Raw genomic sequence first — 11,327 nt, 5'->3', positions numbered from 1 at the left:
TGCGTTTTTATTTTTAAACTTATTTCACGATGCCCTGATTTTGTGCATAAGTAACACAGAACGTTTAAGCAAGTGCAATAAATTGTGATACGACAGCATGGTTTTTCACCTCATTCTGGCTGCAAAGGCGCATGGGCACGTCGTTTTGCTTAGCAGCATGAGACTTTCCCAGCGCGCGCCTGCCGGGCTAGCTTTGGCGCACCAGCATCGCCACGGCCAGCCCTTGCACTCATTATGCTCAGCAGATATCAGCGCTCGGCCTGACGCAACAGCCGGCTGTGTTCATGCACAGCTTGCACCAAGGCAGTCACAGCATCCGGTGAGGTAAATTGCGAAATACCATGGCCAAGATTAAATACATGGCCTTCGCCGACTGCCGGTGTGCCGTAGCTATCTAAAGTTTTGATGACTTCGGCACGAATTTGTGCGGGATCAGCGAACAGGATAGCCGGATCCAAATTGCCTTGCAAGGCAACTTTTTGACCCACTCGGGCGCGCGCCTGGCCCAAATTGACGGTCCAGTCCAAACCAACAGCATCCGCGCCAATAGCGGCGATCTGTTCTAGCCACAAGCCACCGCCTTTGGTGAAGACGATTGCCGGAATGCGCTGACCATTTTTTTCTTTTTGCAAAGCATTGATGATGTCCCGCATGTAGGCCAAGGAAAACTCTTGGTAAGCGGCATCGGCCAAGGCACCGCCCCAGCTATCGAAAATCATGACCGCTTGAGCACCGGCATCGATCTGTGCATTCAGGTAGGCTGCCACGGCATCGGCATTGGTGCGCAAGATGTGATGCATCAAATCTGGACGCTGATACAGCATGGTCTTGACCTTATGGAACTCGCGCGAACCCTGCCCCTCCACCATGTAGCAAGCCAGCGTCCACGGGCTGCCTGAGAAGCCTATCAGGGGTACCCGGCCATCGAGGGCGTGACGAATTTGCGTTACAGCATCAAACACATATTGCAAACTGCCTGGCTCGGGCACTTTGAGCGCCAATACATCTTTCTCATTTTGCAAAGGTCGCTCAAACTTCGGCCCTTCGCCTTCCTCAAAGTATAAGCCCAAGCCCATGGCATCGGGCACGGTGAGGATATCGGAAAACAAAATCGCGGCATCAAGATCGTAACGGTCTATCGGCTGCAAGGTGACTTCGGTGGCAAATGCCGGATTTTTAGCCAAACTCAGAAATGATCCCGCCGTTTTACGACTGGCCCGGTATTCGGGCAAATAACGGCCGGCTTGCCGCATCAACCATAACGGGGTGTAATCCGTTTCTTGACGTAACAGCGCTTTGATGAAGGTATCGTTTTTCAGTGGAGCAAATTGATCAGACATGTTGGCTTTCAGTAAGACAGTGTGGTTTGCGATGGCCGGCTCAAGCATCGGTATTTTCGGAATATCTGACATTATCGCCGAAGCTGCTGCGATCAGCATCTGATCTTGCACAAGCACACGGCAAGCAAGCTTATTTACCCAGAACAACTGTGGATAACTTTGTGGATAGATTTTCGGATTTTGAGGTTTACCTCGAATTATTCATTTCAGTTAACAATAAACACTTGTAAGTCATTGAATCAATTGATTAATTTGACACACACATGAAATTAATCAATTTTTTCGACTAATATTTTTCTTGACAGCTTGTGCATAAGTAAGGTCGGCTGGTTTTTTTAAGCGCTGTTTCCTACAGAAAATATCGGGTGAAAATGGCGTCAGTGCTGGCTTTGCAGATGTATGTGCGGCGTCACAAAGCCGTTCACACTACCTGTATGCTGGTATAAGCCGGGTTCAACGCCGGATAGCTAAGTTGCAAGCTTTCCAGTTTGTCGAGCACAATGCTGGCAATCGCCAGGTTGCGCTGAGTCTTGGAATCGGCTGGAATCACGTACCAAGGAGCGGTGATGCTGTCGGTATTGACGATCGCCTGTGTATAAGCTTGTTGATAGGCATCCCAGTGCGCACGCTCAGCGATGTCTTGCGGGTCGAACTTCCATTGCTTGTCGGGATCGCGCAGACGTTCTTCTATGCGCAGCTTTTGCTCTGCTTTCGAGATATGCAGGAAGAACTTCAGAACGATCGTCCCGGTTTCACTCAGCATGCGTTCAAACTCGCGGATATGGGCGTAGCGCCGCTGGCATTCGGCCTCATCGATCCAGCCATGTACTTTGCTGATCAACACATCTTCGTAGTGGCTGCGGTTAAAAATCACGATTTCTCCTTTGGCCGGCACGTTTTGATGTATGCGCCAAAGAAAATCATGATCTTTTTCGCTGGCACTCGGTGCCTTAAAGGCAACGGTACGAGCGCCGAGCGGATGAATCTCACCGAATACACCTTTGACCGTGCCATCTTTGCCGGAGGTATCCATACCTTGCAACACAATCAGCAACTTCGGGCCGTGCTGGGCCGCAAACAGGTTCTGTAGCTCGGCAATCTGCCGCGCCAGCTCTTGCACTTGTAATTTGGCTTCGGCTTTGGCAAGCTTCGATGTTGCGGCGGCCGCGCTATCTAGCAGTTGCAATCCGGATAAAGCGCGATATTGTTCGGCATGGCTCATGATGATGGCCTTTCAAAAAACCTGGGTATCGAAAAAAGCGAAAAGGCAGCCTGAGCTGCCTTTTCATTGTACTGCCAAGCCGTTTATCCTCCACGCGGAAGCAACAGCCGTTGAAACTTAACGCTTTTGACGCAGTTTCTGTATTGCTGCCAGTTGGGCGATCGCCGTAGCCAATTCGATTTGTGCTTGCGCATAGTCGATTTTGGATTCGTGATTGACCAGCGCTTGCTCGGCCAATTTCTTGGCTTCGTTCGCTTTGGCTTCATCCAGATCGTGACCGCGAATCGCGGTATCAGCCAAAACTGTCACTGTACCTGGCTGCACTTCAAGCAAACCACCGGCGACGAAGACAAATTCTTCTTCAGTCTTACCGACGAGCTTGATGCGCACCGCACCCGGTTTGATACGGGTAATCAGTGGTGTATGTTTTGGATAGATACCCAATTCACCAGCCTCACCCGGCAACGCGACGAATTCGGCTTCACCGGAAAAGATCAACTCTTCTGCAGAAACCACGTCAACGTGAATAGTGTGTGCCATGTTGGACCCTTTTTATTTCGCTTGAAAAAGCCAGCAGGCGTCATCCGCTTACGAACGACGCCGCGTCGGTGCTTAAGAATTAAGCAGCCAGTTTTTTCGCTTTTTCGATTGCTTCATCGATAGTACCTACCATGTAGAACGCTTGTTCCGGCAGGTGATCGAGTTCGCCGGAAGCGATCATTTTGAAACCCTTGATCGTATCTTTGAGCGAAACGTATTTACCTGGTGAACCGGTAAATACTTCAGCAACGTGGAATGGCTGAGACAAGAAACGCTGCATCTTACGTGCACGAGCAACCAGCAACTTATCTTCCGGTGCCAATTCGTCCATGCCGAGAATCGCGATAATGTCGCGCAATTCTTTATAACGCTGCAAAGTACCTTGCACAGCGCGGGCAGTTTCGTAATGCTCTTGACCAACAACCAAAGGATCGAGCTGACGCGAAGTCGAATCGAGCGGATCAACCGCAGGATAGATACCAAGCGAAGCGATGTCACGACTCAGAACAACGGTCGAATCCAAATGGGCGAAGGTGGTAGCAGGCGAAGGATCGGTCAAATCATCGGCAGGAACATACACGGCTTGAATCGAGGTGATCGAACCGGTTTTAGTCGATGTGATACGTTCTTGCAAACGGCCCATTTCTTCCGCCAAGGTCGGTTGATAACCAACTGCGGAAGGCATACGACCCAACAAGGCCGACACTTCGGTACCGGCCAGTGTGTAGCGATAGATGTTGTCGACGAAGAACAAGACGTCTTTACCTTCGTCACGGAAACCTTCAGCGATCGTCAAACCAGTCAGAGCAACGCGCAGACGGTTACCCGGCGGTTCGTTCATTTGACCGTAGACCATGGCAACTTTAGAGTTTTCCGGATTTTCCAGATCAACTACTTTTGCATCAGCCATTTCGTGATAGAAGTCATTGCCTTCACGAGTACGTTCACCAACACCGGCAAACACCGACAAACCGCTGTGGGCTTTGGCGATGTTATTGATCAGTTCCATCATGTTGACAGTTTTACCAACACCAGCACCACCGAACAAACCGACTTTACCGCCTTTAGCGAACGGGCAAACCAGATCAATCACCTTGATACCAGTTTCCAACAACTCTTGCGATGGCGACAGTTCATCGTAAGCCGGAGCTTTACGGTGGATCGAAGCAGTCTGCTCGTGGCTGACCGGACCGCATTCATCGATAGGGTTACCGAGTACGTCCATGATACGACCGAGCGTTGCTTTGCCGGTTGGTACCATGATAGGTTTGCCTGTGTTGCTGATGATCATGCCACGACGCAAACCATCGGAAGTACCGAGAGCAATCGTACGGACGATGCCGTCACCCAATTGCTGTTGGACTTCCAAAGTCAGCTCGGAGCCTTCCATTTTCAAGGCATCGTAAATCTTAGGCATCGCGTCACGTGGGAACTCAACGTCCACCACTGCGCCGATACACTGAACGATTTTGCCATTAGCCATGTTCGTTCCTTCAATAATTAATATTCAGTTTAGACCGCTGCCGCGCCGGCGACGATCTCGGAGAGCTCTTTGGTAATGGCGGCTTGACGGGTTTTGTTATAAACCAGTTTCAACTCACCAATGACGCTACCTGCGTTATCACTCGCTGATTTCATCGCGACCATACGTGCCGATTGTTCAGAAGCCATGTTTTCCGCTACTGCTTGGAAAATCAATGCTTCGACATAGCGTATGAGCAATTCATCAATCACCGTATTGGCATCCGGCTCGTACAGGTAATCCCAAGTATGGGATGACTTGTCGGTAGCCAGGCGATCCGATGTCAGAGGCAGTAACTGCTCGATCACCGGTTCTTGCTTCATGGTGTTAACAAACTTCGTGTAACTGAGATAAACCGCGTCGAGTTTGCCTTCCTGATAAGCATCAAGCAACAATTTCACCGGCCCGATCAATTTATCGAGATGCGGCGTGTCGCCCAGCTGTACCGCATGCGCTACCACGGCAGCGCCGATGCGGTTGAGAAAACCCAAACCCTTGTTACCTATGGCGACTGCTTCTACCTTTGAACCCTTGCCTTCAAGTTCACGCATTTTGTTGGTGACCAAACGTAAAACGTTGGTGTTCAAGCCACCGCACAAACCTTTATCTGTCGTCACAACGATCAAGCCAACTTTCTTGGCCTGATCTTGTTGAACCATAAAAGGATGCGTGTACTCTGGATTGGCTTGTGACAAGTTTGCAGCGATATTGCGAATTTTTTCACTATAGGGACGAGCCGCACGCATCCGCTCTTGCGCTTTACGCATTTTGGATGCGGCGACCATTTCCATCGCCTTAGTAATTTTCTTCGTATTTTCTACGCTTTTAATCTTGCCACGTATTTCTTTGCCTGCAGCCATGAGTGGACTCCTTCTAGCTACAGTAAATTAATAGGCGCCGGATTTTTTGAAATCAGCAATCGCGGCAGACATGGCAGCTTCGCCATCTTTGTCGAGTTGCTTGGTTTCTTCGATCTTTTGCAACAAAGCCGCATGGCTGGTTTTCATGAAGTCGTGTACGCCAGCTTCGAAAGCCAATACTTGCTTGACAGGTACATCATCGAGGAAGCCTTTGTTCACCGAGAACAAAGTCACTGCCATCAAAGAGATGGACAATGGCGCGTATTGCGCTTGTTTCAACAATTCAGTCACACGGGCACCGCGGTCGAGCTGCTTACGCGTTGCTTCATCGAGATCCGAGGCAAATTGCGCAAACGCAGCCAATTCACGATACTGCGCCAAATCGGTACGAATACCGCCGGACAGATTCTTGATAACCTTGGTTTGAGCAGCACCACCGACGCGCGATACCGAGATACCGGCATTGATCGCAGGACGGATACCGGCGTTGAACAACGATGTTTCCAAGAAGATCTGACCATCAGTGATCGAAATCACATTGGTCGGAACGAAAGCGGAGACGTCACCGGCTTGAGTTTCGATGATAGGCAGAGCAGTCAGCGAACCGGTTTTGCCTTTAACGGCACCGTTGGTGAACTTCTCAACATACGCAGGATTGACGCGTGCTGCACGTTCGAGCAAACGCGAGTGCAAATAGAACACGTCGCCAGGATAGGCTTCACGGCCTGGTGGACGGCGCAGCAAGAGCGATACTTGACGGTAAGCAACAGCTTGTTTAGACAAATCATCATAGATGATCAGTGCATCTTCGCCGCGGTCACGGAAGTATTCGCCCATGGCGCAACCGGAGTAAGCCGAAACATATTGCATCGCAGCCGATTCAGCAGCAGTTGCTGCGACGACGATTGTGTATTCCATCGCGCCATGGGCTTCGAGCGAACGCACAACGTTTTTAACTGAAGAAGCTTTTTGACCGATAGCAACATAGATACATGTTACGTTCTGGCCTTTTTGGCTGATCACGGCATCGATCGCGACAGCGGTCTTACCAGTTTGACGATCGCCAATGATCAGTTCGCGTTGACCGCGGCCGACCGGAACCATCGCATCGATGGATTTGATACCGGTTTGCAGTGGTTCGGAAACCGATTGACGGGCGATGACGCCCGGCGCGATTTTTTCGATCGGTGCCGACAACTTGGCATTGATCGGGCCTTTGCCATCGATAGGCTGACCGAGCGCATTGACGACGCGACCGCGCAGTTCAGGGCCGATTGGCACTTCGAGAATACGGCCAGTACATTTGACGGTATCGCCTTCGGAAATGTGTTCGTAGTCACCGAGAATAACGGCGCCGACGGAATCACGTTCCAAATTCAATGCCAGACCGAATGTATTGCCTGGGAATTCCAGCATCTCACCTTGCATCGCGTCAGACAGACCGTGAATGCGGCAGATACCGTCGGTAACGGAGATAACCGTACCTTGATTACGAATTTCAGCGGTGTCGCCAAGGCCTTGAATCCGGCTCTTGATCAACTCACTGATTTCAGATGGGTTGAGTTGCATACTAACTCCTAATATTGTTGTCGTTCTTACGCGGTCAGGGCCACGTGCATTTTCTGCAGCTTGGCGCGTACCGACGTGTCGAGCACCTGATCACCAACCACGATGCGTACACCACCGATCAAAGTCGGATCGACTTTCACGGTTGGGCGCAATTTGCGGCCAAATTTATGTTCCAGCGTTGCCGCCAGTTCGCTCAGCTGTGCTGCCGATAAGTCAAAAGCGCTGGTCACTTCTGCATCTGCGGCGCCGTCATAGGCGTTTTTCAGAGCATGAAATTGAAAGGCGATTTCGGGCAACACAGTCAGGCGTTCATAATCAGCCAGCGTGGCGATGAAATTCTTCGCTTCGGCGGTGACTGGAGATTTGAGCGCAGACAGCACGATCTCAGCTTTAACAGCAGCCGAGATTTTCGGGTTGTGTGCAAGAGCTTGTACATCGGGATGCGCACCAACGTATGCCAGCTCGGCAACCAAGTCCGACCAAGCGGACAGGTCACCGGTTTGGGCAACACGAAACAGCGCTTCTGCGTAAGGACGAGCGATCGTTGCGAGTTCGGCCATAATTACAGCTCGGTTTTCAGTTGATTCAACAGATCGGCATGAGCGGATGCATTGACTTCACGTTTGAGAATTTGTTCTGCACCTTTGACTGCCAGAGTAGCAACTTGATCACGCAAAGTTTCACGTGCTTTGGTTACTTGATTCTCTGCATCAGCTTGAGCTTGAGCAAGAATACGAGCCGCTTCTGTCGAAGCCGTATTTTTGGCTTCGTCAATGATCATTTGGGCGCGTTTTTCGGCGTCGATGATACGTTTCTGACCTTCATCACGGGCACCGGCCAATTCGGCTTGTACACGCTTTTCGACAGCTTGCATTTCTGCACGGCCACGGTCGGCGGCTGCCAGTCCGTCGGCGATCTTCTTGGCGCGCTCATCGAGCGCGTTCATCAGTGGCGGCCACACAAATTTCATTGTGAACAATGCCAAGATGAAGAAAACACCGAACTGAACAAACAATGTTGAGTTTAAGTTCACGGTAATTCCTTATCTAAATGGTTCAAGCCGGAAGCAGCACGCTTCCGGCAGGAGAAGGAAAAACGACTTATTTGGCAACAAACGGGTTAGCGAATGCAAACAACATAGCGATACCAACACCGATCAGGAACGCAGCATCGATCAAACCAGCCAACAGGAACATTTTAGTTTGCAATGTGTTCATCAATTCAGGTTGACGAGCAGACGCTTCCAGGTATTTGCCACCCATGATAGCGATACCGATACAAGCGCCGATTGCGCCCAAACCGATGATCAAACCGCAAGCCAAAGCAACAAAAGATAAATCAGTCATGACATTTCCTTAAAAGTTAAAAATAATAAAAAGCTAAAACTAAGATTAAAACTAAAACTAAAAAAATTAAAACCAAACCAAAACTTTACAACCCTGCGCCATCAATGGTGTTCATGAGCTTGACCGATGTAGACCAGGGTCAGCATCATGAAAATGAACGCTTGCAGGAATACAATCAGAATATGGAAAATTGCCCAGACGGTACCGGCCACCAGGTGACCGAAGACACCGAACACAGTTGCCATCGAACCTAACAAAGCGATCAACAGGAACAACAATTCGCCGGCAAACATGTTACCGAACAACCGCATCCCAAGGGAAACCGTCTTTGCCGCGAATTCAATCAATTGCAAAATCAAGTTGAATGGTGCCATCTTGATGCCGAACGGTGCTGCCACCAATTCGTGCAAGAAGCCGCCGAAACCTTTGATTTTAACGCTGTAATAGAGCATCAGTGCAAATACGCCGAGGGCGATGCCGAGTGTGCCGTTCAAATCGGCCGTCGGTACCACACGGTGGTGCATGTCAGCCAGTGATTCCGGCGCAACGCCCAAATACACCAGGAAACGGAAGGCACCGGAAAATAAATCGACCGGCAAGAAATCGAGCGAATTCATCAGGGCGACCCAGACAAAGACAGTCAGTGCCAATGGAGCGATGAAGCTGCGGTCGCCATGGACGATGCCTTTCGATTGCTCTTCGACCATCTCGACCAAAATCTCGACCGCAGCTTGGAAGCGGCCTGGCACACCGGAGGTGGCTTTACGCGCCGCCAACCACAGCACGAAGCTGCCGACGATGCCGCAAAACACGGACCAAAAAATGGTGTCGAGGTTGAAGAGAGAAAAATCAACGATTTTATCTTGATGGTGGGTAGAAAAATGTCCAAGGTGATGGACAATATATTCTGACGCCGTTGGTGCTGCTTGCTCGATTGCGCTCATGGTCGTTGTCTAAAGAGTAAAATGAAATAACTTTTCAATACCACGATGAAGGCGATCAAGAAAGCCGGCCAATTCACATCGTGGTACCAGGTAACAACCGCCGCCATCAGCGCAATTGTCAGTGCAATTTTTATAAATTCACCGAAGAAAAAACTCATCGGGTCGGTGCCTCCCGGCTTGCGTGCGCTCATCGTCAGGCGCACAGCAAAAAACGCGTTAGGGAGTGCACAGCATAATCCGCCTGCCAAGGCCGATAAGGCCCAGTTCTTGCTTCCGATTAAGGCGATCAGCGCGACGGTCAATGCCGCGGCTATTTGCAGCCATACAATACGTGCCATGCCCGCCCCATCCTTATTCGAGTAGTCGATTTACCTACTGCGATGATTAAAAATATTATCAGGCAGAGCATATCCTTGCTTACCAAAACCACGGAATTATACGTGGTAGTGCGTAACATCGTCAAACGTTAGATGCGATGCATCAGAATGAGACACTGCTGTTTTTTTCAGCGCGGCCCGGTCCGGCTTTTCAGCTCGCTCAGCCATTCCTGACCTGCCGTCCAGCTACCCAAGCCGGTTACGGTATTGATGTGCCCGAGTGCACCAAGACAGTGAAACTCAGCCCCCCAGGCCTGTGCCCAAGCTTGTGCGCGCGGTAAATCGCACCATGAATCGTTATCAGAAGCCAACACGATACTGGCAAACGGCAAGCGTATGGTTGGCATCGGTGCAAAGCTTGGAGTCGGCATGTCCGCTCGTTCCACATCGGGCGGGGCCACTAACAAAGCACCGATGACTTTATCCGGTGCCAACACGCCCGGCATACCGAGCGCCACCCACCACGCCGTCAAGGCGCAGCCCAAACTATGCGCGACCAGAATTACATCATCCTTACTGGCATTGACAGCGGCCGACAAATTGGCGACCCAATCACGACATTGCGGATCATCCCAATCGGCTTGCTCTACGCGCTGCGCATCGGTCATGCTGGCTTGCCACAAACTTTGCCAGTGGTCGGGGCCGGAATTTTGCCAGCCGGGTAAGATCAACAAACGCATCGTGTTCGCTCTCAGTGTGAAATTATTGGCCGCGCAATTTTAAAATCACCCCATCGAGGCTATCGAGATCGGCAAAATCGATCTGCAATTGTCCCCTGCCCTTGCTGCCCATTTTCAAACTTACCGTAGTGGCCAGCAAATCCGACAATTCTTCTTCCAAGCGCGTGATATCGCGCGATTTTTCGGCTTTCTCGCGCGGCGTGAAATCTTGGCTCTGTTCCAGTGTGGTTCTAGCAACTAATTTTTCCGCTTCGCGCACCGATAAACGCTTGGCCACGATTTGATGCGCCAACTGTATTTGGGTAGCGGCATCGGTGGCGAGCAAAGAACGCGCATGGCCCATGTCGATGTCACCGGCCATGAGCATGGTTTGCACCGGCTTGGCCAAATTCAGCAGGCGTAACAAATTCGATACCGCGCTGCGCGAGCGCCCGACTGCCGTTGCCGCTTGTTCATGCGTAAATGAAAAGTCTGTGATCAAACGATGTATGCCCTGTGCTTCTTCGAGCGGGTTGAGATCTTCACGCTGAATGTTTTCGATCAGCGCCATCGCCGCGGCCGTTTGGTCGTCGACATCCTTGACCAACACCGGCACGTCGCTCAAACCGGCCATCTGCGAGGCACGGAAGCGCCGCTCACCGGCGATGATTTCGTAGCGGGTTACCCCATCGGTCTGACCAATCGGACGCACCAGGATAGGCTGCATCAAGCCCTGTGCCTTGATGGAAGCGGCCAACTCGGCCAAGGCCCCCTCATCCATACGCGTGCGCGGTTGATACTTACCGGCTTGCATTTGCGTCACAGCTAAAGTCGTCGGTTCGCCGCTCACCGTCGGCATGGCTTGGGCAAAATCAGCGGCACCGTCGAACAAGGCATCGAGTCCGCGGCCTAAGCCTTTTTGTTTTTTAACAACCATACATATACCTA

The 11,327-nt window shown here is 50.9% G+C and carries 13 protein-coding genes; all 13 read right to left on the bottom strand.

Going from position 1 to position 11,327, the window contains the following annotated elements:
- Positions 1–248 precede the first annotated feature (248 nt).
- The 13 genes from hemE to QN359_RS11160 all read right to left on the bottom strand — a co-directional run bounded on the left by hemE (position 249) and on the right by QN359_RS11160 (position 11,316).
- Positions 249–1,340 (bottom strand): uroporphyrinogen decarboxylase, encoded by a 1,092-nt coding sequence (hemE, locus tag QN359_RS11220; protein WP_322250246.1) that lies wholly within the window; start codon positions 1,338–1,340, stop codon positions 249–251.
- Positions 1,341–1,761: 421 nt separating this feature from the next.
- Entirely contained in the window at positions 1,762–2,562 is an 801-nt protein-coding gene (locus QN359_RS11215) for a PPK2 family polyphosphate kinase (RefSeq protein ID WP_322250247.1), read from the bottom strand.
- Positions 2,563–2,679: 117 nt separating this feature from the next.
- Positions 2,680–3,102, bottom strand: a complete 423-nt coding sequence (locus QN359_RS11210; protein WP_322250248.1) for a F0F1 ATP synthase subunit epsilon — start codon at positions 3,100–3,102, stop codon at positions 2,680–2,682.
- 79 nt (positions 3,103–3,181) lie between these two features.
- Complete coding sequence (atpD, locus tag QN359_RS11205) at positions 3,182–4,585, bottom strand: F0F1 ATP synthase subunit beta (RefSeq protein ID WP_322250249.1); 1,404 nt, start codon at positions 4,583–4,585, stop codon at positions 3,182–3,184.
- 29 nt (positions 4,586–4,614) lie between these two features.
- On the bottom strand, positions 4,615–5,484 hold the full coding sequence (gene atpG / locus QN359_RS11200) for a F0F1 ATP synthase subunit gamma (protein ID WP_322250250.1): 870 nt from the start codon (positions 5,482–5,484) through the stop codon (positions 4,615–4,617).
- A 27-nt stretch (positions 5,485–5,511) separates the two neighbouring features.
- A complete protein-coding gene (atpA, locus tag QN359_RS11195; protein ID WP_322250251.1) occupies positions 5,512–7,053 on the bottom strand; it encodes a F0F1 ATP synthase subunit alpha in 1,542 nt (513 codons plus the stop codon).
- A 26-nt stretch (positions 7,054–7,079) separates the two neighbouring features.
- Positions 7,080–7,613 carry a F0F1 ATP synthase subunit delta gene (locus QN359_RS11190; RefSeq protein ID WP_322250252.1) on the bottom strand — a complete coding sequence of 178 codons (534 nt, stop codon included), beginning with the start codon at positions 7,611–7,613 and terminating at the stop codon, positions 7,080–7,082.
- Positions 7,614–7,615: 2 nt separating this feature from the next.
- Complete coding sequence (locus QN359_RS11185; protein WP_322250253.1) at positions 7,616–8,086, bottom strand: F0F1 ATP synthase subunit B; 471 nt, start codon at positions 8,084–8,086, stop codon at positions 7,616–7,618.
- A 67-nt stretch (positions 8,087–8,153) separates the two neighbouring features.
- Complete coding sequence (gene atpE / locus QN359_RS11180; RefSeq protein ID WP_322250254.1) at positions 8,154–8,399, bottom strand: F0F1 ATP synthase subunit C; 246 nt, start codon at positions 8,397–8,399, stop codon at positions 8,154–8,156.
- Positions 8,400–8,500: 101 nt separating this feature from the next.
- A complete protein-coding gene (gene atpB, locus QN359_RS11175; RefSeq protein WP_322250255.1) occupies positions 8,501–9,343 on the bottom strand; it encodes a F0F1 ATP synthase subunit A in 843 nt (280 codons plus the stop codon).
- Entirely contained in the window at positions 9,340–9,681 is a 342-nt protein-coding gene (locus QN359_RS11170; protein WP_322250256.1) for an ATP synthase subunit I, read from the bottom strand. The genes atpB and QN359_RS11170 overlap by 4 nt, the downstream gene beginning before the upstream one ends.
- A 167-nt stretch (positions 9,682–9,848) precedes the next feature.
- Positions 9,849–10,400, bottom strand: coding sequence for an alpha/beta hydrolase (locus QN359_RS11165; RefSeq protein ID WP_322250257.1), 552 nt, complete (start codon positions 10,398–10,400; stop codon positions 9,849–9,851).
- A gap of 22 nt (positions 10,401–10,422) precedes the next feature.
- Positions 10,423–11,316: a ParB/RepB/Spo0J family partition protein gene (locus QN359_RS11160; protein ID WP_322250258.1), complete on the bottom strand. Its 894-nt coding sequence runs from the start codon at positions 11,314–11,316 to the stop codon at positions 10,423–10,425.
- Positions 11,317–11,327: the final 11 nt, after the last annotated feature.

Source organism: Undibacterium sp. 5I2 (assembly GCF_035019605.1).
GTDB lineage: Bacteria > Pseudomonadota > Gammaproteobacteria > Burkholderiales > Burkholderiaceae_D > Undibacterium.
Note: the sequence above shows the minus strand (reverse complement) of the source record. Positions and strands in the feature narration are given on the sequence as shown.